Raw genomic sequence first — 23,303 nt, 5'->3', positions numbered from 1 at the left:
GCCAATGAAACATCATCTTGTCATCTATAGATTTCACCTTTTTTTGATACTCGCAGGAATTTTAACCTGTTTTTCGTGTAAAGAAGAGGAGGCTCCTCCTAAGGTGTTGCGCCCGGTGAAATATACAGCTGTTGATTATCTGAAAGGCGATAGGGTACGCACATTCAGTGGGACCTCCCGTACAGAAAAGATCATCAATCTCAGTTTTAGAAACAGTGGTATCATTACCAGTTTTGAGATCAACCTGGGGCAAAGGGTAGAGAAAGGTCAGCTGTTGGCCAGGCTTGACAATGTGCAGTCGCGACTCGCATACGAACAAGCCCTGACCCAGGTAAATAGTGCCACTTCTCAAATGAATACAGCCAAGCTCAACCTTAACAGGGTGAAAACCCTGTACGAAAAAGGGAGTCTTTCCTTAAGCGATTTCGAGGCAGCCAGAAACTCCTATAGAACCGCCCAGCAGAGTTATGAGTCGGCTAAGCGCAGTGTGGAAATTCAAAAAGAACAGATTCGCTACGGATTTTTATATGCCCCTGCCAATGGTACTATTTCAGGCATCACGGCAGAGGTGGATGAAAATGTAAGCCCCGGGCAGGTGGTAGCCGTACTCAATGCCGGTACCGATATGGAGATCAGTCTCGGTATTCCTGAAAGTGTTATCAATGAGGTTAAAGTAGGCCTGCGAGCGTCGGTCAGTTTCACCTCTCTACCCGGAAAGGTGTATAAGGGAGAAGTCACAGAAGTGGCGCCTGCCGTAGATGAAACCACTGCCACCTACCCCGTTAGAGTGCGATTGATTGACAAGGCTGAGGAGGTGAGAAGCGGCATGGCGGCCAGCGTAACCTTTAATTTTTCTGAAGATGAGATCCAGGAAGATGCATTGGTTGTACCTACCTATGCCGTTGGAGAGGATACCAAAGGAAGGTTTGTTTTTGTGATCAATGAAAGTGATTCGGCCTTGATAGTGAATAAACAACCCGTAACCCTTGGAGAACTTACTATGGAAGGTTTTGTGGTGAGGGAAGGACTGGAACGCGGACAGAAGATAGCCACGGCCGGGTTACAAACCCTGCTTGACGGACAAGAAGTGAAACTATATAAAGAATAACTGCATGAATCTCACCCAATTTTCTATTGAAAGAAACCGCATCACCTTCACGGTGCTGGGTACGATCATGTTATTGGGCATTAGTCTTTATGTTTCTCTCTCGAGGGATAGTATGCCTCCCTATACAGTTCGGGTGGCAAATATTATTACCAAGTTCCCCGGAGCAGGCCCTGAACGAACAGAACTTCTGGTAACCGACAGGGTAGAAAAAATAGCCCAGGAACTTCCTGAGCTCAAGGAGATGAGCAGTACTTCAAGAACAGGCCTGTCGGTAGTAACCGTAACCCTGAAGGATGAGGTGAGTCCCGATATACTTCAATCAGTCTGGGACCGTCTGAGACGAAAGTTATCCAGTATGGAAGGTCTGCCTGAGGGGGTAACCCCTTTTCTTGATGATGATGGCCTGGGCGATGTGTATGGTATTGTGGTTGGGCTTACCGGCGAAGGTTTTAGTTATGCCGAGCTCAAGGAATTTGCCGATGACATCAAAGACGACATGATCAAATTACCCGATGCGGCCAAGGTTGAATTGGGAGGGGTACAGGATGAGCGGGTGTTTGTGGAGTATGAAGATGCCAAGCTAAAGGAGTACGGACTCTCGTCAAGTCGGTTACAGAACCTGATCACTTCAACCAATATCCTCAGCTCAGGGGGGCAGATCAACTTGGATCAGGAACGGATCATTCTTGAGCCCACGGGAAATTTCAATAGTGTTGATGAGATAAGAGATATGCTGGTGCCTGTAGGAGAGCAGGGCACCCAAATGGTTGCATTAAAAGACCTCGCCAGGGTTGAAAAAGGGTATATAGACCCACCCTCGCAAGTGGTCAGTATAGAAGGAGAAAGAGGTATTTCGATCCACATCAACCTGATCGAGGGGGCCAATGTTGTGAATCTCGGGGAGGATGTGGATAAGGTCGTGGCCGAGTGGGAGGCTAAACTTCCCGTTGGTCTCAAACTGACAAGAATGGCTTCTATGGATACCTATATTGATGATAAGATCAATGATTTTGTAGTTAATCTGATACAAGCAGTGGTCATTGTTCTTTTGGTAATGCTGTTCTTTCTGGGCGTTCGCTCCGGACTCGTCATTGCCAGCCTGATCCCCATGGTGATCGTGATGACCCTGATGATCATGGGTATTATGGATATCGGTCTTAACCAGGTTACCCTGGCTGCACTCATTATGGCTTTGGGTATGATGGTAGACAATGCTATTGTAGTTGCAGAGACCATCATGGTTAAGATGGACCAGGGGGTGCCTCCTAAGTCCGCAGCGATTGAAGCCTGTTCAGAATTATCGATCCCCCTGTTAATTTCTACCCTGACCACTTCTGCGGCTTTCCTGGCGTTTTACCTGGCCGAATCGACGATGGGTGATATTGTGGGGCCCATCTTTGTTGTGATATCTATTGCCTTATTATCTTCATGGATACTCGCTTTGACGGTGATCACCCTGTTTTGTTTTCTTTTTCTCAAACCCACCAAGAAAGAAGAGCGTAAACCTTCACTGATCGATAAGGTACTGTATAAATTAAAATTGCGGTATAAAGACCTGATCCTGGTGGCGCTTTCCCGCAAACTGTTGGTTGTTGTTGGTATTCTTGGCTTGTTTCTGCTTTCGCTTTTAGGGTTTAGCAAGATCCCTTTTCTGTTTTTTCCCGATAGTGACAGGAACCTTATTACGGTGGATATCAATCTCCCTGAAGGAACCCGAATTGAGGCTACCCAAGCTTTGATAGCCGATCTTGAAACCTATATGCGTGATTCTTTGCAGGTAAACGAAACAAGGGAGGAAGGTGTCCTGGACTGGTCGGCTTATATCGGGGCAGGACCTGCATCCTATGACCTGGGGTATACCCCCGATGAACCCAACTCCAACTATGCCCATATACTGGTAAACACCAGTGATGCGACCCTCAATAACTTTCTGATCGAGAAGCTGGATAGCTATTGCTTCAACACATTTCCCGGAGCTGATATTAAGGTGGCTCCTCTGGGGAGTGGCGGCGGTGGGACTTCTATAGAGATCAAGGTTTCAGGGGAGGATCCTGATGCGCTTTCCGATATTGCCCTGGACATACGAAAAAAGCTCTCAGCCCAACCCGGAACGAAGAACGTAAAGGATGACTGGGGTCCGAAGAGTAAGAAGTTTTTGATCAATATTGATCAGAACAGGGCGCAGATGGCCGGGGTAACGAGCCAGGATATTGCCATTTCTTTGCAAACCATACTGGACGGATTTAAAACCGGGGAGTATCGGGAAGATGATAAATCAATACCTATCCTCATGCGGGGCGATACCGACCAGCAACAAAGTCTGGAATCGCTGGAGACCCTAAATGTGTATGCTCAAAGTACCGGGAAAAGTGTCCCGCTGTTACAGGTAGCCTCCATTATTCCATTGTGGCAATACGCGAAAGTGCAGCGGTTTGATCAGGAACGAACCATCAATGTATCCAGTGAACTTACTGCGGATGGTAATGCGGCAGCTATTATGCAGGTCATGTTGCCCTGGCTTGACGAACAACAGCGATCATGGCCCCAGGATTTTTATTATCAATTGGGAGGGGATGCTAAAAACAGCTCCGAGAATATGGGTGCCGTACTGCGTTACTTGCCCCTGAGCGGGTTTATCATAGTGCTCTTACTAATCATACAGTTCAATTCTTTTAGGAAAATGATCATGATCGTGCTTACCATCCCCCTGGGTATTATAGGGGTGGTCATCGGGTTATTGCTCTTTAATCAATCATTTGGATTCATGCCTTTCTTAGGGGTGATCTCGCTCGCAGGGATCGTGATCAATAATGCCATTGTACTGATTGACAGGATGGAAATGGAGCAGAGAGAATTGGGCAGAGATCCCCACGATGCCATTATCAGTGCCTGCTTACAACGATTCCGGCCCATTCTCCTGGCTACCTTTACGACGGTTTTGGGGTTAATACCCCTCTATTTAAGTGGAGGTGATATGTGGGAGGGGATGGCTGTTAGTATAATGGTCGGACTGCTTTTCGGAACCGTGATCACCCTGTTATTTATACCCTCCATGTATAGCTTGATGTATAAGGTGCACTACCATGATTATGAATTTGATGAAGCCCTGTTAGAGGAATAGTATTCAAGGTGTTGTTTAAATTACTGAAAAACAGAAATATAAATACGGTTTATCCGTGATTCATGGAATAATACTGTAAATTCAAGGTTTGTAAATCTATTAAGAATGAAGAAGATAGCTGCCGTTGTACTTTTTTTCCTGGCCGGATGGCTTTTGGTCATCGCCGTTATGAACCAGATCACGGCTCCGGGCCTTACCGCTGTTGGATTTATTGCTATCGGGTATGTGTTTTGGGTTTTGCCCAAGAGTAAAGAGTAAAGAAGAAAAACACCCATTAAAAGCCATCAACTCTCAACGGGTGCTTTCATCAACCAATAAATATAACGGTTATTTTATAAGCTCTTCCATTACATAGTCCAGGGCTTCGGTGGCCTTGACTTCAATGTCGGGAGCCACGCCCACCTTATCGATACGCTCGCCTGTGGCGGTTTGAAAATCGGCTATGGGCAGGAACACCTTGATGTCACTGTTTTCCATCGGGAAGGTTTTTCCGCTGAGCATTCCTCCGAAGGAACGTTCTCCTACCAGAGTAACGATCTTTTCTTTCTTGAACAGGTCGATCAGGGGTTCACAAGCACTGCCTGTACCTCCGTCGATAAGCACGTATACATTTCCCTTAAATGTGGGACGATTATGTCCGGGAAGGACCATGCGGAATGCGGCCTCTTCAGCAAACATTTTCCCGATACTCTGGTAGGTCATTTCCTGTAAGAAAGGCATTTTAGCGATATCTTCCGGAGTAGCCTGTCGCCCTTCTTTTTCAAACCATTTCCGGGTAAGGTAAACCCCTGCATCTATGGGTTGATCGGTAAGAAATTGTCCGAGAACCACCGGAGCGTCTAAGGAACCTCCCCCATTGTTCCTGAGGTCAATGATAAGGTTTTCAAAACGGTCAATGCCAATTTCGCTGACTGCCTTGATCATTGGCGCTGCGTCGGTCACGAAGGTGCGAACATCCAGGTAGGCCGTTTTTTCGTCGAGGGCTTTCCAGCTAATAGCTTCCCTTTTTTCGGAGGTACTTTCTTTAGAAGCAGACACCGGAAATCTCAGGTCGAAATGAGAGAACGGGAGGGAGTGTCGTTGTTCTTTGAAAAAGGCAATGAAGTCTTCTTCACTGAGGTGGAGAACTTTTTCGCTGTAAAGGGTGTTTTTGAATTCCTTATAAGAATCTTTCTCCAGCCATGCGGGATTGGCGATGTTGGTCTCCAGGATCTGGAAAACCTGGTCTAATAACTGTTTGCGTTCTTTGATCGGGTCGTTTGCCTGAACGAACAGGCTTAAAAAACTGATGATGATTGATACAATAATTTTCATGATGTTGATGATTTTTCAGCAAAGTAACACCACGTTTTGGTTGTGTAAAAATAACTGTGACAGGCATGAAGAATCAGTGACGAACCTGCATAAACAGGGCTAAAAATGAAGATTCAGGGACGATTTTGAAGGTAGGTTTTGAGGCCTTTGAAGTGTTTTGGCGACACCGGTACAGGTTCTTCTATATGGTTGAGCAAAGCGGCTCCCTTCCTGGTGTTCCCCTCTAAGGAGAGAATATGTTCAGGATTCACTAAATAAGATCGGTGTACCTGTTCAGCAAAGGAGAGCTGGTTTACCAGTCCTGACAGGGTACTGCGTAATACATGTTTTTCAGCCTGTTGTTTTTCATTGAGGAGATAGACATCTACATAGTTTGACTGCGCCTTAGCAAAGATGAATTGCTCCTGAGCAAACTGCAGCTGTTCGTTTACATTTTCACCGGTAATTGTGATCGATGAGGTATTGGCCGTGACCAAAGAAATGGTCACATCACTGAACCTGAACCTCAGGTAGGCCCATATCGGGATGACAAAAGGCACAAAGGGGAGGCCAAAAGTCAGCAGCCAATCCCAAAGATACCCCCAGCTAATAGTATATTCGTTGACCATCTTGGTGTTATAGACAAAGGCCAGGATGGTCATAAAAGCCGTCCCCAAAAAAATAAGGATCAATTCATTGAAGAGGTACCAGCGGGAATTTTGATTCTTAAACCAAACCAACTCCGGAATATGCAGCAGTAAAATAGGAATGGCTATACATAGACTATACCCACTCAGCAGTAAGTTTTTATTAGGGGCATTGTGTTGATAGGTGTCAAAAGGCTGTAAAAAGATCATGATAAAACTGATCAGAGCCCCCAGGATCAGGGTGATCAGCAGGGTGTATTTCCAGGAAGCCGTAAATGCGATCGAACGGTTGAGTTGCATTGGGTTGAATTGATGTAGGAAAAATACAAATTAGTTACGAAGTTATGGGGTTATGAGGTGAGGAAACCACCCCGTCAGCGCTTGCAACGCTGCCACCCCTCCTTAAAAAGGAGGGGGTTAAATTGTAATCCTGGTAAGCTGTTAGGAATGCACTTACTTACCCGCCTACCGAAACAAATTCGTAACTTCATATAAAATTCTCTGAATGAAGCCTTTCAAGGTGTTATACCCCTATCGTTTTCATATTTTCCTGTTCACCCAACTCCTGGTGCTGTTCGGGTCGCTTATTATTCCGGTACAGGAATGGGAAAGTTTGTTCTTATCGGTGTTTTTGCTGTTTAACCTCATGGGTGGATTTACCATACTCTCAAGGAGGAAGAAGCTCTTTTATACCATTTTATTTCTCATTGGTTTACAGATCTTTGTTGCTTTTTGGAAGCCGCTCGATAGTTTATTTATGAAGCTTAGAACCGGGTTGTTTTTAGTCTTGTATGTTCTTTTTTTTGTAGAGGTCCTTCATCAGATCATCCGAGAAAAAAAGGTGAACAGCGAGGTGATCCTGGGGATGTTCAGTGGGTACATCACTCTGGGATTTATAGGGTTGTTCCTGCTGCAATTGATCATCCTTCAGTATCCCGACGCCCTTTATTTCAATATTGATCAACCCGACACTTCTATTGGCACCTCCCAATTAATGTACTTTTCCTTCATCACCTTACTTTCTATTGGTTATGGTGATATCGCACCGGTTGTACCTACGGCCCAGAAAACAGCTATTCTTTTAGGGTTGTCAGGCCAATTCTATCTTACGGTGGTGATCGCTATGATTGTGGGGAAATATTTGAGAGATAAATGAAGTGGGTGAAGGGGTGAAGAGGCTAAGAAGCAAAGGAGGACCGAACGGTTGTGAAAGGTTCAGTGAAACTTTCATAGTGAGGGGCCAGCCGGCGCACTGGGAAGGCCGGGGTGGTTCGCAAGTTCTTTAAAGTCTGAATTTATAATCCGTCAGCGGTAAGGACCGAACCTTAAAAAAAAAGCCCCCGCCCGGTTTAGGGAACGGGAGGAGGCTTTCAATCATCAACCAATAAAAAAATCAACTTCAATTATGAGATCTTTACTTTGTGTTCCAAGGGGGGCGGGAACACATTGCTTATCTCAAGTAGGATAAGTGATATCTTAATGCAAAGAGATGAAGTTTAAAGTAAAACCAGAATGAGTCTTTCTTCTTTCATCATGGCTCTTTGCTCTATTTCATTATTTCAACACTGCAAATATAGGAAGGATAATCCCCTGAGCCTTTGTATAAAACCAGCAATAAATTGCTGTTAATCAGCGTTTTATGCATTTCGTCGATGATTTTTAGATGGCTCAGAGGTATATTCGGATTTACTGGAGATTATGTTCTATTGTGGTTGTTCAGTTAAGGGTTAAGGGTTAAGAGTTAAGAGTGAGAAAATTGAGTTTCAAAGATTTCGTCTTTGCGGGTTTTGTGAAATCCAAATTTCTTGTAAAAGAGTATGACGGATTGAAAAAATTAAAAAACAACGGGCTCCTTCCCCTGGTCAGGGGAAGGTGACGCCGGCTCTCGATAGCTATCGATGAGGCGGAGTCGGAAGGGGTTGTTTTATTTTGGTTAAATACAACCCGCCCCGTCTCAGGGTTTCACCCTGATCCACCCCTCCCTGTCCAGGGTGGGGAGCCACATTTTGTATACTGTTTCAATAGAAAATTTAAATCAGTCAGAGGTAGTTTACCCCTAGACAAACTCGTCCCTCAAACTCGAACTCATCCCTCAATACGTCCTCGTCATATCCTCATCAACCACCAAAATATAATCGGCTTTCCCGGCGTGTTCTTTTTCCAGTTTAGAGATGTCTTCCTGCAGTACCGTGGTAAAGGTTACGATTTCCAGTTCCGGTTTTTGACGTTTGATATACCAAACGATCCCTTCCTTAAAATCGGAGTGGTAAGATCCGTTATAGTGAATAAAGATCGATCTCTTTTTCATGTTTTTAAGAATAAAGTGCGCCATGGTCGCGTCTTTCATCGCCTGGGCCATCACCAGGGTTTCAGAGCCATGACCGCCCATCATTTCCAGGATCTTTTGATAAGTAGGCAGCTCCGGATCAAAGGCAATAGGGAGCGGAGCCATCCAGTTTTTTTCTTTTTCGCTAAGGCTGTCCAGCACTTCAAATCCGCCTTTGTAGACATCGTTGGCATATCTTCTTGGGATATTGGTAGCTACAAAACGGATGCCCTTATCTCTGGCGAAATTCAGCAGGGGAGCATAATCAGTTGGGTAATTAGGCCATAATCGGGCCAGGGTATCCAGGGCTTTCTTATCGATTTCTTTGCTGAGGTATTGATTGACGGCATCCTGGTTGTCGGCTTCGAACATTTCGGCCCCCATTACCAGTTTTTCTTTACTGTGAAGGTCTTTGGTGATCTCCAGTTGCAGCCAATGGGCTATGGGGTCGTTGTGGAGTTCTCCCAGGAAGACAAGCTCCGATTTTTCCATATTTCGCAGCATTTTTTTATAGGAGACTTTTTTCCCTTTTTGATTATAAATGCGGTAAGGCTCTTTCTGAGCGGTGGCCTGGCCAAGAGTCAGGATAAAGGCAATAAGCAAGAAAATATTTTTCATGAAACGGTTCTGGTTTGAAGTAAATATAAGCAAGCTCTTCAAATTTCATTGGTCATCCTGTAAATGATCTTCTCAACTGGAGCATGAATAATTTGTGAAAAGAAATACTTACCTTCAATACAATCAATATGTTAGGCGATGCCGAAAGTACCTCAGCAGATTCTTCTACTTTTTTTGCTCTTTTTTTTCACGATAGCCCTGCCACGGGGATACGCCCAGACTTTTGAGCAATTCATGAGAGGACAACCGGTTATAGATGTGCATTTGCACCTATACCGTGGCGATGCCCAAAGCGAATTTTACAATCCGGATAAAATAGGAAAAGGCAAGGCCCTTGATACCCTGCGGGAATCATGGCTTATGGAATCTCTCGACAACAACCATGTGGTACTGGCCCTGGGAGGTGGCAGTGTAAAGTACGCTAAGGAATATGGCAAGGCTGACCCCCGTATCTGGGCAGGTATTACCTTTCCGTGCAGTAAGATGGCAGCCCGCGACTGGCCCTGTGAAAAGGAGTTTATGAGCTATGAAGAGCTAAAGCTGCTCTATGAGGATAATCAGTTCCGGGCCATGGGAGAAACGCTTTTTAATTATTATGGCATCCCCCCAACCGATCCGCGGTTAGATCCCTATTGGAAGCTGGCTGAAGAATTGCAGCTCCCTATTGGAGTTCACAGTGATGCCGGTCCGCCCGGGGTCAATAAAAAAGAACGCCCGAATTACAATCCTGAATACGCAAACCCGGAATTACTTCGACCCATTCTGCAGAAGTATCCCAACCTGAAACTTTACCTCATGCATTTCGGGGGCTCCTATTCAGAACAGGCCATGGCCTTGATGCGCGACTATCCCGGGGTGTATTGTGATATGAGCGCCATAGCCCTCTATCAATCCCAGGATGTATGGGAACCCAATTTAAAATTGCTTTATTCCCGTGGACTCGGAGACCGGCTAATGTTCGGTTCCGATTTTGAAGGTACCATAGAAGATAACCTGAGAGTAATCTTCAATATAGGCTGGCTGAACGAAGCTCAGAAAAGGGATATACTGTATTTCAATGCCGCCCGGTTTTTGGAGTTGACCGAAGAGGAGAAGCATCGGCATCATTCGCAGGTGGTTTCTATGATGAAAGAGCAAAGATGAAAGAGCAAGACAGCAATTTATAATCTATAATCCATCATTTATAATTAAACTAAACGCGTCTTGCGCGTTTAGTTTACTCTCTTCTCAAAACCTTCAAAGGCGCACTTTTGATCACTCCCCGGCTGTTGCTCCAGCCAATGAGCAGGGTAAGCAGTGTAATTCCCGGGAACAGTACCACAAACGGGAACCATGACGGCACAAAGGTGGTGTCGAAAGCAAAATACGCCAGCAGCCAACAGCTTATCAGTGATAACAACACCCCGATCAGGCTGCCCAAGGCACCCAGGTAGAGGTATTCCAGGGCTACGATCTTAGTGATCTGTTTTCCCTTGGCGCCCAAGGTTCGCAAGAGCACACTCTCCTTAATACGCTGGAACTTGGTACTGCGAATGGCTCCGAACAGTACAATGATCCCGGTGATAATGCTGAAGGAAGCAATAAAGTTGATGATCCAGGAGATCTTGCTCAGCAGATCCTGCAGTATGTTTAATAATTGCCGGAGGTCAAGAACTGAGATGTTCGGAAAGAGCCTCACCAATTGCTGCTGAAACCTCGCAGAGATGTTTTCATTGCCTGCTTTGGTGGTAAATACCCTGAACTGAGGGGCATTTTCCAGTACCCCGGCAGGGAAAAGAATATTGAAATTGGGCTCCATACGGCTCCAGTCTACCCGGCGGACACTTTTGATCACGGTAGGCATCAGCACGCCCTGTACGTTAAAAGTAATACTGTCGCCCAGGGCAACCCCGGCATCATCTACAAAGTTTTCACTCACTGAAATGGGAATTACACCCTGTCTTGTTGTTGAGTCTACAAAGGTGCCCTGAACGAGCTCTTCAGATTCCACCATTCTGCTGCGATAGGTGGTGCGGAACTCATGGCTCAGGATCCATCGGTTGACTTCCCGGGCAGTATCCTTTCGGATCTCATTGACAGGCCTGCCCTTGATACTGGCAATACGCATGGTAACAATGGGAATATCGCTGATCACGTTCATCTCATTTCCTTCAATAGTTTTGGTAACCCCCTGCCGTTGGTCGCTTTGCACATCAAGGAGTACGATATTCGGATTGTTTTGCTGGTCTTCCAGGGTGGCCTGGGCCAGCAACATGTCTTTGGTAAAATAGAGGGTAGAGATCAAAAAACTCCCCACCCCAATGGCCAGGATAAGGATGAGGGTCTGGTTTTGCGGACGGAACAGGTTAAGCAGACTCTGGCGGGCCTCAAAGTTCCAGTGCTTTGGGAAATATCGCTTGATACCCTGCATAAAGAGGTGGGCAACCCCACTGAGAATAGCAAAGGTAATCCCGATCCCGATCACGAACCATAGGGCATAGCGAACATTATCCAGCAGCCATAACGATATAAGAAATATGGATGCGAAGATGGCCGCGAATACACTCCAACCCCACTTTTTAGGAAGGGTGGATGCAGTGGTTTGTTTTCTCAGAGTTTGTAAAGGCGATACCCCCAGGGTGGTTAACAAAGGGTAGAGGGCAAAGAGCACACTCATTAAAACTCCCAATAGAAGACCGCTTACCACGGCCGGGATAGAGACAGAAAGGCTGAGGTTCACCGGCAGAAGGTCTTCCAGGAAATAAGGGAAGAACTGCTGTAATAACAATCCGACACCAACCCCAAGGAGTCCTCCCAGCAGCCCCATAAAGGAGATCTGCAACAGGTAGATCATAAAGGTTTGTCTGCGGGTGGCACCCAGGCATTTGAGCAAGGCTACAGCAGAAAGTTTTTCTTTGATATAAATATGGATGGAGCTGGCAATACCAACGCATCCCAGTAATAAGGCAATGAAAGCCACCAGGTTGAGAAACTTCCCGAAATTCTCATAGCGGCGTCCTAACCGGCTGCTGGTGGAGGTATGGGTGTCAAGGTCGGCATTCTCATCGTCAAGCATGGGATCTACTACCTCATCGAGTACCTCCAGATCTGAAAGGGTATCTTCAAAATAGAATTCATAATCTACCCGGCTGCCCAGTTGAACGAGCTGTGAAGGTCCAATAAAACGATGGGGAATAATGACAGGAGGCGCTATGGCGCCAAACATGGTATTACTGCCCGGGGCTTTTTTCAGGGCTCCCAAAACGGGGAGACTGATCTCTCCCAGGTTAATGGTGTCACCCGGTTGAATATTAAATTGCATCATCAGGGTGGCATCCATCAGGGCACCTCCCTGCTCCTGGTATTCCTGAGCGGCTGACGTTGGTTCCGTTTCCAGAGACCCATAAAAAGGGAAGCCCCCTTCTATACCTCTAACGCGTACCAAACGGGTCTGGTCGGTACTTGAAAAAGAGGCCATGGAGGCAAAGCTTACCTCCCGGGCATCATAGCCTCCAAGGGAGTCCATCAGAAAAACCACCCGTTCGTTGGGTTCCTTGTCGCTGTCGATGATGTAATCGGCCCCCATGAGCTCTTTTGATTGGAGAGCAATGTTTTCTTTCAGGGTATCGCTAAAAGATTGAATAGATACCACAGCTCCAATACCGAGAATGGTAGAAGCCATGAATAACAAGATGCGCCCCCAGCTGGCTCTTCCGTCTCTCCAGGCCATTTTTAAAAGCCATCCGAATCCTGCCTTATGCTTTAAAGGAGTACTCATACCGTGGTTTCGTTTTCAATCAGTTTTCCTCCTTTTAAACGGATCATATGATCGGTCATCCCGGCCAGTTCCATATCGTGGGTCACAATGACCAGGGTGGTGCCGGTCTGTTTGTTGAGTTCAAACAAAAGGTTGGTCACCTTTTCGCCGGTGGCCTCATCCAGGTTACCCGTGGGCTCATCGGCAAACAGGATCTGTGGTTTGTTTGAGAAGGCCCTGGCTAACGCAACCCGTTGTTGCTCTCCCCCGGAAAGTTGGTTCGGGTAGTGATCCATGCGACTCCCGAGTCCGACCTTTTCCAATAGTTCCCTCCCCGTGGTATCGGCATTTTTAACACCCTGTAATTCCAAGGGCACCACTACATTTTCTAAGGCAGTAAGTGTGGGTAAGAGTTGAAAATCCTGGAATACGAATCCAACCTTCTGATTGCGAAGGATGGCCCGTTCATCTTCAGTAAGACTGCTCAGTTCCGTACCGCAAAGGGTAACACTTCCGCTGTCGGTGGTGTCAAGTCCGGCACATAACCCTAACAGGGTGGTTTTTCCGGAACCCGAGGGGCCTACAATAGAAAAACTGGAGCCTTCAGGTATGGAAAAAGAGACATCATTCAATACGGTCAGTTCTTTACTGCCGCTACGATATGTTTTAGTAAGGTTATTAACCTTCAGGATGTGGGTCATTTTTGGTAATTTGCAGGAACGCAAAAACTAAACGTATGCATTCAAAAGTTTTCGGTGAGGTGAAGATAAGAAATTGGCACAGGATATGGCTCATGACCCTATTGATACTCTTTATGGGGTGTAAGAAAGGTGCCGAAAGTGATCGGCAGGGAGTCGGGAGTCGGGAGTCGGGAGTAGTCAATGATACTACTCAGCAAGATCAAAAAGCCACTGATTCCTGGAGTTCGGAAACCGATTCAGAGTGGAATAAGGAGACGGCGAAGGGCACAAAAAATATAGTGTTCTTCGGCAACAGCCTGACCGCAGGCATGGGGCTCGATACCCAGGAGGCGTTTCCTGCCCTGATCCAGAACAGACTGGATTCTTTGGGGTTAGACTACCAGGTAGTCAATGCCGGACTCAGCGGGGATACCACTGCCAGCGGACTCAGCAGGTTGGACTGGATCCTGGAGAATGAAGTGGATGTTTTTGTGTTGGAACTAGGGGCAAATGACGGCCTTCGCGGCATTCCCCTTACAGAAACCCGAAAGAACCTGCAGGCCATTATTGATAAGGTGAAAGCTAAATACCCCGATACGACCATCATCCTGGCCGGAATGCAGATCCCACCCAACCTGGGGGAGGAATACACCACCGAATTCAGAAGATTATTTGGTGAGCTGGCTCAAAAGAATGACCTGGCGTTGATCCCCTTCTTATTGCAAGGCGTAGCCGGCGATCCTGAGCTCAACCAGGAAGATGGCATTCACCCCACCGCAGAAGGGCAGAAGATATTGGCGGATAATGTTTGGGAGGTTTTGAGGGAGGTAGTTGATAATTAGGTACTCGTCTTCGCGAGCCCCACTATAGTGGGGCGTGGCGATCTCCCAAAACAATCACCGAACACGTAGAAAATTTACTATATTTAAATAAAATAGATTCTAATGTTCGAGACGAGCTGCGTGTATATCCTAACCAATGCTCATCATACAGTTTTATATGTTGGAGTTACAAGCAATTTGACTCGCCGAATCTATCAGCATAAATCAAAAATGTATCCCGGGTTTACAACTAGATACAATTGTTCCCTGCTTGTTTATTATGAGACGTTTCTGGATATGCAGATGGCTATTGCAAGAGAGAAACAAATCAAAAAACGTAGTAGAACCTATAAAATAAATCTCATAGAAGCTGATAATCCGGAATGGAATGACCTCTCTGAGGGATGGATTTTTGATGTTATTTAGGGACTTCAAATTTCTTATGAATTCAGTACTTTAACAGGGAGATCGCCACGTCACCCTGAAGGGTGCCTACCACTGACGGATTTAGATTCTCTGTTGAAAAAAATTATAAAATGTGGCTCCCCACCCTGGACAGAGGGCCGAACGTTAAGAAAACAGCCAGTGGCTGTTTTTAGTGAAGGAGCCAGCTGGCGTGAGGGCGATCAGGGTGAAACCCTGAGACGGGGCGGGTTGATTCAGGTAATCTTCACATACAACCCCTTCCCCTCTTGCTTTCAGCAAGAGTACCTTCCCCTGACCAGGGGAAGGAGCCCAATATTAATATAACTAATTCGTCATCATTCTCCACAAGAAATCAAATTTCAGCGGTCTCGCGAAGACGAATTAATAACAAAGCTTAAGTGGGGGCTTCATTAATCGAATGAATATTAGTTCCACCCCATCACTCCATATCATTAAACTCTACCCAATACCCATCCGGGTCCTGTATCCAGGTTTGGCGCACGCCATCAGCTCTGGATTGTACGTAGTAATCTTCTCCGCCACCCAGGGAGGTGTAGATCACGCCCTTGGCTTTCAGATAGGCCAAAAAGCCATCAAAATCGCTTACAGAAAGGGCAAAATGATTGAAGGTACTCGGATTGATCTCCACTCCGGGGACTTCCCCTACATGCAGTTCCAGTTTATCGCCTGCAGCGACGAACATTTGGTTCTCAGGTAGTTCGGCCGGGATCTCCTTTAACTGCAGAAGTCCGAGATAAAAATCCCTGCTTTTTTGAAAATCACTCACCACCACCGTGGTGTGTTGGAGGGTTAAACGGAATTCAGGGGTGTTTTCAGAAGCCGGGGCCTGATCCTGTGCGTTGGTATTACTAATGGTAAACAGTGTCAAAGCCAGGGGTAGTATGATGCCCAAAAAACAGGATTTTGTTCTTCTTAGATGATGACTGCTGGTATTGGTTGATGTTGTCATTGCGATCTGTTTATAGTGAAAGGTTGGTGTTAATTATTAATAAGTTAATGATTTTCATGGATGTAGAGTAAAAATGCCGGGAGTGTCGTTTAATTTTGTCTACTCGATTACCGCCTTGCATTGCCCTCGCGCTAGCTGGCTCCATCGCTAAAAACAGCCGCAGGCTGTTTTCTATACGCTCGGCCCTCTGTCTACCTGCCTGCCTGCATGATCAACAAGGGTAAGAAGAGCCAGAGATGGAGTGTTTTGTAAGTGGCTAAAGCGATGGTTTTCATAGTTGTTTTTCGTAAAGCCTTCTTATGGCGATTCCAGATATTCTTTTTCCTGAAAAATGGAATAGGCCTGCTCAGCCTTTTCCAGCACCTCCACCGCCTTTTGTTTAAGCGAATCCAATTGTTCTTCAGGGAAAAACGCACCCCTACGGATAACTCCTTCGATGCTCAGGGTATTCCGGATATCTTCCAGGGGATTAGCCCCCAGTAATACCAGGTTGGCCTTTTTTCCGGGGGTTACACTCCCTTCGGTTGCTGTTGTTCCTCTGTACTTTGCCGGGTTAATGGTCGCCGTTTGCAGGGCATGTAAAGGACTTAATCCTGCCTCTACCAGGAGTTCGAGCTCCATATGCAAGCTTCGACCACCTTCCAGATCTGATCCTGCGAGGAGCTTAACGTTTTTATCGGCCAGTTTTTTTACCGAGTTCATACGATAATCAATAGTTGTTTTGAACTCTCCCTGGTTGTGATGTTCTTTTTTAATAAGGTCGCCTCGGGCGGTAGGATGGAGGAATTGCTGAAATTGTTCATTGGCAAACAGAGTGTCTTCTGGGTAAGAATTCAGCTTCTGAAGTACTAATGTAGGGACCACCCAGGTATCAGAATCTGCCAAAAGACTGAAGAGAGAGTCTTCCTTTTGTAAGTCAATGGATTGGATGGGCTCGGTTTCCAAACTTCGGAAAAGATCGTAACTCGGCTTGTCCGGGCCTTCCTTGCTAAGGGTTGCTGCTACCTCACGGAATTGCTCTCTTATTTCGTCTTCGTTGGTGGCAGAAGACAGCTCCAGTCCGATAAGATGTTCAATGGTCTTATGCCCAAGTTTAATGGCTTCAATGGCACTGACATCGGCCGGGATATGTCCGCTAACCTCCATTTCGAGTTCCTTCGCACGCTCATGAATGGCCAGGTAGGCTTCCCGTGAAAGAAAAGAGTAGGTTTTTATGAAATCGAAACCTTGCTGGTGAAGTGTGTCGGTCCACGCCCTTGCCTGCTCCGCATCAGCGATCAAAATATGATGGTCTCCTGGCATCCACGAAGATACTCCATCAATAAGGGGGCTGCCAATCATGTATTCGGCAGGGCCGGGAATCAGGCCTTTCATGATACTGTCCCGGGTGGCAAAATCGTCCGGAATACCACTCATTTCCCGTACGCCGGTAATGCCGTGAGCGAGGTATAGTGGCCAAATGGCTTTGGTCATCAGTGAATCTCCCATATGGTGCATATGCATATCCCAAAGCCCGGGGATCAGGTATTTATCACTACCATCGATAATTTGTGATGCTTCAAGGGTGTTCCCGGGAAGTGAATCCAGAATATAAGCAATGGTATCGGCAGCAATAACAACAGTTTTCAAAGGCCATACCTCCCCGTTGATCACATCGATAACATTCACATTAGTGATGATCAGGTCGCCTTTGACTTTTTGTTTTTCTTTGCAGGAAATGCATAATCCCAGTAGCAAAACAAGTGCTATTACCTTAAAAGGGATGGAGAAAAGTTTCAATGATTTTATTTTCATACTTGGATCTTAAAAAGGAAATGGGTTTATCTGCTTTTAGATCTGACCCTTTCCAGATTTAGTTTATAATAGTTTAGTCGATGATCATTTTGCACTTCAGCCTTTCTAATGGCTTCTCTGAAATACGCTTCGGCATTCTCAGTTTTCCCTGATCTTAAAGCAACCTGTCCAAGCATATCCCATATATCAGGGGAGTTCGGATAATGGATGAGATTCATCTCCAAAACCGCCATAGCCTTTTCCGGTTCATTTTTAAGTAAGTATTGATACCCTAAGGCATTCAAGTATATTTCTTTGATCATGATGGAATCACCTTCGTTTTCAGCTATGCTGGCATTCAATCTCCTGGCATAGGCTACCCCTTTCTGTTCAATAGCTTCTTCAATAATAGCATCAAGGTATTGGTGAGTCCTGACGGTTTGAGCTTCTATTTGGGCTAATTCGTTGGCAGTAGTTCTGTACCCTGTGAAGAGGGTATCTGCATGAATCATCCAATGAACTTTACTTGCCTGCTTGGAATTATCGGTAAAGGAAAGCGATACGTTCGGATCGTAAAGGGTTGGGTGATCTTGGGAGATCGCTCCCAGCAGGAATTGTAGGTTATTAATGGGAAGGAGGTGATCTTTGGTTGAGAAAGCTGAACCTAAAGAGGCATACTGGATGGTTAAATCGCCTTTATTTTGCCGGACCTCCATTTTAAAAGGAGGGGCATTTTCAAAATCATCAGCTATATAGATGCCTTCCAGGGCTTCCACTTGGTTTTGGGTCAATGTTAAAAAGGATTTTGATTCGGGAAAGGGGATCATGTTTGGCTTTGCCGCAACAATATCCAGGTCGTTCAAAAGCGCCTCAAAAGCGCCAAGGTGTTCCCCATTACGGCTGTGATTCATATAGATCACGATGGTATTTTCTTCAGGGAAGGCATAGGCCCGGGTGCCATCATGCCCTCCATGCCAGAAATACTGCAACTGGCCATTGGTATTTCGCTGTAATGCCCACCCCAGGCCATAATTATCGCCATGTTGGGAAAGCGCAAGATCGATGGTGTTTTCCTGAAGGAGGTGCACCTTGTCATGCTTGCCCTTGTCTAACCAAAGCTGCATAAAGGTGGCGTAATCCATGGCCGTACCCCAAAAACCCCAGGCTCCGGGGTAAAATGCCCAACGGACTTCATATTTGTGAGTCCAGAATTTTCGGTAGCGCCCCTCCTCCCAACGGTAACGACTATTGACCCTCGAAGCCCAGGGTTCATCAGGAGTGAAAAAGGGATATAGCTCCTTTATGTTCAAAGGTTTAAAAATTTTGTTAGCGATGTATTTATCGGTACTTACCCCACTAACCTGTTCTATAATGTAACCTAACAGGAAATAGTTGAGGTTGGCATAGGCATATTGACCAAGTTCAAGGGTGGGTTTTACCTGTGCCCATCGCTCGGTCCAGGCCTTAAAGTCCGTTTCATATACCGGTAAATAGTCGATGTCTTCATACCCCGAAGTATGGCTCAGCAGGTGTTTGATCGTTGTATTAGGGTGCCCTTTAAAGGAGGGGAGGTATGCAGTAACCTTATCGTTTAGCGATAATTTATCCTCTTCCATTAAATGCAGGATGGCTGTGGCGGTGATCGGTTTCGACATGGACATGATCGACCAGATGGAGTTCTTTGCTACGGGTGTTTTTTCTTCCCGGTCACTCCATCCAAATGCCTCATGAAATATGGTTTTCTCGTTTTTTATGATCAGCACCTCCGCACCGATCAAATGCCCCTCTTCTACCCATTTGGAGATCTCCTGATCCAATAGTTGAAGGGAGGACTTAGCAATTCCTTCCTTCTCCGGATCAGATTGTCCGAAGCCCGAAAAAAACATACATAGCAAAAGTAACCGGAAGAGTTTCATGGATTTATTCTTTACTATGGTTTTGCCTTGGTAATTCTTCCCCCGGCTTGTACTGACTTTCCAGGTTGTTCAGAATGTCTTCCATGTAAAACAGCACCTCTCTGAATTCACCTTCGGTGTACATTTTTGCCTGGTCATCAAAATAAGGAGAGTGGCTATGCGCACTTTGGCCTCCTGCCATAAGGGCTTTGGCTCGGATGTTTTCGCCGAATTCCACCGCTGCTACAAAGCTATTTCCGGCAACACCGTACCAGGATTTGTTCTTATCAGATGAATAAGCTTCAAAGGAGGAGAGGTCTCCCCAAATGGCTGAACCCCTCGCCATAGGCAGGCTGGAGTTCTCGTCAGAAAAGTGCTGGCTAAGGGGGTCTTCAAGGCGTTGATATCGTACTAAGTCCCCATAGGGTACTTCCCAGCGCCCCCATTCTGATGTAAGAGAATCTAAGGTGTTCTTGAACAGCAGTAATTGCTTTTGAGCAGGCAGGCTGTCAGAGAGATAGTTTACATAGGAGATGATCTCTCCAGGGCCGTTTATAGGGATGATCCTTTGTAAGAGGCCATCAAAAAGGTATAGCGTTACCAGGTTGTAGGCCACTGAAGTTTCATCTGCCTGGCCATCCCATTCTTTAATTAATCTCATGGGCTCATTGAGTTCTGGAAAGTTGGTGCCAGATTCTTTAAAGGCATTCACCAGGCTTTTTTTAACCTTCATATGCGCGGGAAATCGGTTGTAATAGGCAAGGTCAATGAGGCCATCAATATCCAGTGATCTTACTTGTGAAAAAAGCGAGTCGGCCAGGCGCACCCGAAAGTTTTCAGGATCGGTAGCCATATAGGGGGGATAATCTTCTTGTTTCGGACTATCCTTCCCGGCACTCATAAATGGGGTTGAATTACAGTTAATGATCCATCCGTTTTCAGGGTCTTCTAAAGTGATCATATCGTCCCATTCATGAAGCCCTTGCCATACATCAGTGCTGTCGCTTACGGGGTAAGGGTTGGAATAATCCCTGTTTTCAGGTCTTTTGGGCATAAAATTTCCATGGAAATAGGCAATGTTGCCATCTTTCCCGGCATACATGGTGTTGTTGGTGGCGTCTGCACGAATCTGGAGGACTTCTTTAAACTCTTTAAGGTTTCCGGTCTTCATAAGTTTAAAAGATTGCTCAAGGGATTTCAGTGGACGCCAATGTATTTTTGTTACAACAGGCGAGCCATGCTCAGTTTGATGGGTTACTGGGCCCAGGGAGGTTCTGAGGATCTCAACGGTAGTATTTTTCATTTCCTGATCAGCCTTAAAAGCCAGGGAGATCTGTTTTTTTGTGAAGGTAAGGGTGTCTTTGTTAAAGATGAAGGACTCGGCGGGGTCGAGGCTGTTGGTTTCCAGAATGAATTGATCAATATTGTCAGCATAGCTGGTGGTGTGGGCCCATCCATTGTTCTCGTTGAATCCCTGGTAGATAAAGAATTGCCCCCAGGTGATCGCCCCATAGGCATTTAATCCCTCCTTACTTATTATATGAGCTTCAGTTCGATAGTGTAAATAGGTATGTGGATTGATGTAGAGAAGTGGATTTCCCGTAACACTTAGATTATTTCCAACGGCAAAACTATTTGATTCACCTTCATCAAGCCACACCGATGCATCCCGGGAAGATTGGTCAGGGAAATAATAGGATCCTATGTCTGTTCTTTGGGGACCTTGGATGTCGTTGTCAATGTTTTTTGTAATGGAACCTTCGAAGTGAAACAGCCACATCCAGGGTTCAAAAGAGGTAAGAATCTTTGGCTGCACCTCGGGGTGAGACCTTAAATACCAATTCACGCCTTCTGCTGCAGCTTCACATAAATGTTGCATCCATTCAGGAGCCTTTTTATAGAGTGTTTTGGCCTCATCGATATCCATATAAAGACGAATTTGCAGATCTCTGATGAGTGATCTTTCATCGCCATCCCATTCAGCCAGGCGCCCCATTGCCTTCACCAGGTTGTACTCTACAGCTGTAAAATTATCTTCGCACTGAGCATAGAGCAATCCAAATACAGCCGCCGCATCCGTCTCCCCCACTACATGAGGCACCCCCCAGGTGTCCCTGTAAATGGTGACCTGCTCGGCCAGGGCCGGACGGTCTTTTTCTTGTTTCTTTTGGCAGGAAAGTAAAAGAATCAGTGGTGTGAATAACAGCAGATATTTCATAATGGTTGAGTTGTTTTTACCGGGGGAAAGGATTCTACTTTAAGGTCAATTTGATATCGATACAGTGACCTTCTCTTTACTGATTCTTTTCATCGGCTGCAGCTTCCAATAGGTCAGTGACCGCCAGGCCCATTCCATGGGGCCAAAGCGGAAATAGTGTAACCACAGCGGACTCACCACTAGTTGTATTAACCATACCGCTGCCATGACATAATAGGTCTCGTAACGTTCCAGTTTTCCGAAATACCCCAGGCCATAACCGTAGAAGAAGCACCCGCAAAGCAGGGTTTGCACCATATAATTGGTCAGGGCCATGCGTCCTACTGCCGCCAGGGCTTTTTGAAGAGATCCAAGGAAAGGCGTTTTGATCCAAAGCATGACGAGTGCAATGTGCCCCAGGGTCGTGAAAAACCTTCCGATGCCATAAGTGGTTCCTGTTTTGGCTGTGGCCAAAGGACTGAAATCTGCCTGGAGCTGGGCCTGCATTTCCCAATAGTTGACCATAAGGCCAAAGCCATATCCGACCAGGGCCATGATCAGGTAGAAACGCCCACTCTTTCCGTTTTGAAGAATATTCCATTTGTAAAGGGCCATGCCCAGGAAGAACATGCACAAGAGGTCCCAGACAACAAAACTAAAGGTGGCACTACCCAGCCAAAAGTCGGTTTGAGGCTTTAAATTTTTCCATACGGAGAGGTAACTGCCTTGCATGCCTTTATTTTTCATCGCCACTTGTTCCGGGGTCATTTTTTCCTGCCTTTGTTGCCATGACTTTATTGTGTTGGCTTCCGTTTCACTGAGGGAGATGCCAAATTGTTGTTTTTCGAGCAACTCGGTGGCCTCCTGAGCTGCATGAGCCGTATCTGTATAATTGAGAATTCCTTTAGCCGTTTCTATGCCAAGCATGAGCAGGGAACACAATAAAAGGTGCTTGGCCTTAAGATGTCTGAAGGGTAATAAGATCAAGGCCATTAGCCCGTAGTGAAACAAAATATCAAAAGACCACAGCATGACATAGGCGTGGAAGAGTCCGAAAAGCATCAGCCATAACAACCGGCGGTAATAGATCTCAATGGCTTTTCCTCCGGGAATCTTTTTCTCCAGTCGCGATAGGAAAAGTAAAAATCCCACCCCAAATAGAATACTGAACAACCCTCTCATAGTGCCCTCGAACAGGAGGGAGGTGATCTGCCAGATGGTTTTGTTGATACCTTCGAAATTGATCAGGGTAGGGTTGGAGTAGGAATCAAAAATAAAGGCGAAGCCCAGGATGTTCAGGATCAGGATGCCTAAGAGGGCAACACCTCTGAGAATATCCAGCGAGCGAATGCGCTCCTTCTCGGAAGTGGGCCGCAGGGAGGTCGGGTTGGTTGTCATTTTGAGTTATTGGTTGGTTGACTTTTGTCAGGCCGGGGGATAACTCATTGAAATTTAGGGAAAATTTATTAATGTATTGAAAGAAAGGTATTTCGTTGTTAAGAGTAAAGGAGCAAAGGGTCCATATTTAAACAAACTGTAATTTATACATGGTTCGTCTTCGCGAGGTTTGCGAAGCAAACTGTGGCGACCTGCCTGGCATGCCACGGCAGACAGGTCTCCCAAAATAAAGTACCGAACACTAAGAATTTGCAAGCCAAGATAAAATTCATTGAAGCCGATAATCCTGAATGG

At 46.0% G+C, this 23,303-nt stretch carries 17 protein-coding genes; 7 read left to right on the top strand and 10 right to left on the bottom strand.

Features of this window, described 5'->3' with window-relative positions; all coding sequences use genetic code 11:
- Positions 1-4 precede the first annotated feature (4 nt).
- The 3 genes from E7Z59_RS02825 (at position 5) to E7Z59_RS15205 (ending at position 4,487) form a co-directional block, all read left to right on the top strand.
- Positions 5-1,108 (top strand): efflux RND transporter periplasmic adaptor subunit, encoded by a 1,104-nt coding sequence (locus E7Z59_RS02825; RefSeq protein ID WP_242015584.1) that lies wholly within the window; start codon positions 5-7, stop codon positions 1,106-1,108.
- Positions 1,109-1,112: 4 nt separating this feature from the next.
- A complete protein-coding gene (locus tag E7Z59_RS02820; RefSeq protein ID WP_136334769.1) occupies positions 1,113-4,229 on the top strand; it encodes an efflux RND transporter permease subunit in 3,117 nt (1,038 codons plus the stop codon).
- A 105-nt stretch (positions 4,230-4,334) separates the two neighbouring features.
- Positions 4,335-4,487 (top strand): hypothetical protein, encoded by a 153-nt coding sequence (locus E7Z59_RS15205; RefSeq protein WP_168731227.1) that lies wholly within the window; start codon positions 4,335-4,337, stop codon positions 4,485-4,487.
- Between the two features lie 69 nt (positions 4,488-4,556).
- Here the strand turns inward: E7Z59_RS15205 and E7Z59_RS02815 are convergent, their stop codons facing one another.
- Together E7Z59_RS02815 and E7Z59_RS02810 are read right to left on the bottom strand one after the other, a co-directional pair.
- Complete coding sequence (locus E7Z59_RS02815; RefSeq protein ID WP_136334768.1) at positions 4,557-5,543, bottom strand: S41 family peptidase; 987 nt, start codon at positions 5,541-5,543, stop codon at positions 4,557-4,559.
- Between the two features lie 113 nt (positions 5,544-5,656).
- Positions 5,657-6,469, bottom strand: coding sequence for a LytTR family DNA-binding domain-containing protein (locus tag E7Z59_RS02810; protein WP_136334767.1), 813 nt, complete (start codon positions 6,467-6,469; stop codon positions 5,657-5,659).
- 205 nt (positions 6,470-6,674) lie between these two features.
- Here E7Z59_RS02810 and E7Z59_RS02805 point away from each other — a divergent pair, with 205 nt between their 5' ends.
- On the top strand, positions 6,675-7,325 hold the full coding sequence (locus tag E7Z59_RS02805; protein ID WP_136334766.1) for an ion channel: 651 nt from the start codon (positions 6,675-6,677) through the stop codon (positions 7,323-7,325).
- A gap of 936 nt (positions 7,326-8,261) precedes the next feature.
- Here the strand turns inward: E7Z59_RS02805 and E7Z59_RS02800 are convergent.
- Positions 8,262-9,113, bottom strand: coding sequence for a ChaN family lipoprotein (locus E7Z59_RS02800; RefSeq protein WP_136334765.1), 852 nt, complete (start codon positions 9,111-9,113; stop codon positions 8,262-8,264).
- Between the two features lie 234 nt (positions 9,114-9,347).
- On the opposite strand from E7Z59_RS02800, the gene E7Z59_RS02795 reads away from it, so the two are divergent.
- Complete coding sequence (locus tag E7Z59_RS02795) at positions 9,348-10,256, top strand: amidohydrolase family protein (RefSeq protein ID WP_199287162.1); 909 nt, start codon at positions 9,348-9,350, stop codon at positions 10,254-10,256.
- A gap of 73 nt (positions 10,257-10,329) precedes the next feature.
- On the opposite strand, the gene E7Z59_RS02790 is transcribed toward E7Z59_RS02795, so the two are convergent.
- Both E7Z59_RS02790 and E7Z59_RS02785 read right to left on the bottom strand, forming a co-directional pair.
- Entirely contained in the window at positions 10,330-12,870 is a 2,541-nt protein-coding gene (locus tag E7Z59_RS02790; protein ID WP_242015585.1) for an ABC transporter permease, read from the bottom strand.
- Positions 12,867-13,550, bottom strand: coding sequence for an ABC transporter ATP-binding protein (locus tag E7Z59_RS02785; protein WP_136334763.1), 684 nt, complete (start codon positions 13,548-13,550; stop codon positions 12,867-12,869). The genes E7Z59_RS02790 and E7Z59_RS02785 overlap by 4 nt, the downstream gene beginning before the upstream one ends.
- A 35-nt stretch (positions 13,551-13,585) precedes the next feature.
- On the opposite strand from E7Z59_RS02785, the gene E7Z59_RS02780 reads away from it, so the two are divergent.
- Both E7Z59_RS02780 and E7Z59_RS02775 read left to right on the top strand, forming a co-directional pair.
- Positions 13,586-14,371 carry an arylesterase gene (locus E7Z59_RS02780; RefSeq protein ID WP_242015586.1) on the top strand — a complete coding sequence of 262 codons (786 nt, stop codon included), beginning with the start codon at positions 13,586-13,588 and terminating at the stop codon, positions 14,369-14,371.
- A gap of 102 nt (positions 14,372-14,473) precedes the next feature.
- Complete coding sequence (locus tag E7Z59_RS02775) at positions 14,474-14,776, top strand: GIY-YIG nuclease family protein (protein ID WP_136334762.1); 303 nt, start codon at positions 14,474-14,476, stop codon at positions 14,774-14,776.
- Between the two features lie 439 nt (positions 14,777-15,215).
- Here the strand turns inward: E7Z59_RS02775 and E7Z59_RS02770 are convergent, their stop codons facing one another.
- The 5 genes from E7Z59_RS02770 to E7Z59_RS02750 form a co-directional block, all read right to left on the bottom strand.
- The gene (locus E7Z59_RS02770; RefSeq protein ID WP_136334761.1) at positions 15,216-15,746 is read right to left on the bottom strand and encodes a VOC family protein; all 531 of its coding nucleotides are present in this window, start codon (positions 15,744-15,746) and stop codon (positions 15,216-15,218) included.
- Positions 15,747-16,043: 297 nt separating this feature from the next.
- Positions 16,044-17,540, bottom strand: coding sequence for an amidohydrolase family protein (locus E7Z59_RS02765; RefSeq protein ID WP_136334760.1), 1,497 nt, complete (start codon positions 17,538-17,540; stop codon positions 16,044-16,046).
- Between the two features lie 26 nt (positions 17,541-17,566).
- Positions 17,567-19,435: a serine hydrolase domain-containing protein gene (locus E7Z59_RS02760; RefSeq protein ID WP_136334759.1), complete on the bottom strand. Its 1,869-nt coding sequence runs from the start codon at positions 19,433-19,435 to the stop codon at positions 17,567-17,569.
- Between the two features lie 4 nt (positions 19,436-19,439).
- Positions 19,440-21,632: a penicillin acylase family protein gene (locus E7Z59_RS02755; protein WP_136334758.1), complete on the bottom strand. Its 2,193-nt coding sequence runs from the start codon at positions 21,630-21,632 to the stop codon at positions 19,440-19,442.
- 45 nt (positions 21,633-21,677) lie between these two features.
- Positions 21,678-23,009, bottom strand: coding sequence for a DUF418 domain-containing protein (locus tag E7Z59_RS02750; protein ID WP_136334757.1), 1,332 nt, complete (start codon positions 23,007-23,009; stop codon positions 21,678-21,680).
- Positions 23,010-23,303: the final 294 nt, after the last annotated feature.

Origin of the sequence: Robertkochia marina, assembly GCF_004799345.1 — a bacterium.
Lineage (GTDB): Bacteria > Bacteroidota > Bacteroidia > Flavobacteriales > Flavobacteriaceae > Robertkochia > Robertkochia marina.
Note: the sequence above shows the minus strand (reverse complement) of the source record. Positions and strands in the feature narration are given on the sequence as shown.

Bases quoted from the DNA above. Each gene is read 5' to 3' on its own strand.
- E7Z59_RS02780 (WP_242015586.1), top strand. From the start codon at position 13,586: ATGCATTCAAAAGTTTTCGGTGAGGTGAAGATAAGAAATTGGCACAGG.
- E7Z59_RS02825 (WP_242015584.1), top strand. From the start codon at position 5: ATGAAACATCATCTTGTCATCTATAGATTTCACCTTTTTTTGATACTC.
- E7Z59_RS02795 (WP_199287162.1), top strand. From the start codon at position 9,348: ATGAGAGGACAACCGGTTATAGATGTGCATTTGCACCTATACCGTGGC.
- E7Z59_RS02790 (WP_242015585.1), bottom strand. From the start codon at position 12,870: ATGAGTACTCCTTTAAAGCATAAGGCAGGATTCGGATGGCTTTTAAAA.
- E7Z59_RS02800 (WP_136334765.1), bottom strand. From the start codon at position 9,113: ATGAAAAATATTTTCTTGCTTATTGCCTTTATCCTGACTCTTGGCCAG.
- E7Z59_RS02820 (WP_136334769.1), top strand. From the start codon at position 1,113: ATGAATCTCACCCAATTTTCTATTGAAAGAAACCGCATCACCTTCACG.
- E7Z59_RS02750 (WP_136334757.1), bottom strand. From the start codon at position 23,009: ATGACAACCAACCCGACCTCCCTGCGGCCCACTTCCGAGAAGGAGCGC.
- E7Z59_RS02815 (WP_136334768.1), bottom strand. From the start codon at position 5,543: ATGAAAATTATTGTATCAATCATCATCAGTTTTTTAAGCCTGTTCGTT.
- E7Z59_RS02775 (WP_136334762.1), top strand. From the start codon at position 14,474: ATGTTCGAGACGAGCTGCGTGTATATCCTAACCAATGCTCATCATACA.
- E7Z59_RS02755 (WP_136334758.1), bottom strand. From the start codon at position 21,632: ATGAAATATCTGCTGTTATTCACACCACTGATTCTTTTACTTTCCTGC.
- E7Z59_RS15205 (WP_168731227.1), top strand. From the start codon at position 4,335: ATGAAGAAGATAGCTGCCGTTGTACTTTTTTTCCTGGCCGGATGGCTT.
- E7Z59_RS02785 (WP_136334763.1), bottom strand. From the start codon at position 13,550: ATGACCCACATCCTGAAGGTTAATAACCTTACTAAAACATATCGTAGC.
- E7Z59_RS02760 (WP_136334759.1), bottom strand. From the start codon at position 19,435: ATGAAACTCTTCCGGTTACTTTTGCTATGTATGTTTTTTTCGGGCTTC.
- E7Z59_RS02770 (WP_136334761.1), bottom strand. From the start codon at position 15,746: ATGACAACATCAACCAATACCAGCAGTCATCATCTAAGAAGAACAAAA.
- E7Z59_RS02810 (WP_136334767.1), bottom strand. From the start codon at position 6,469: ATGCAACTCAACCGTTCGATCGCATTTACGGCTTCCTGGAAATACACC.
- E7Z59_RS02765 (WP_136334760.1), bottom strand. From the start codon at position 17,540: ATGAAAATAAAATCATTGAAACTTTTCTCCATCCCTTTTAAGGTAATA.
- E7Z59_RS02805 (WP_136334766.1), top strand. From the start codon at position 6,675: ATGAAGCCTTTCAAGGTGTTATACCCCTATCGTTTTCATATTTTCCTG.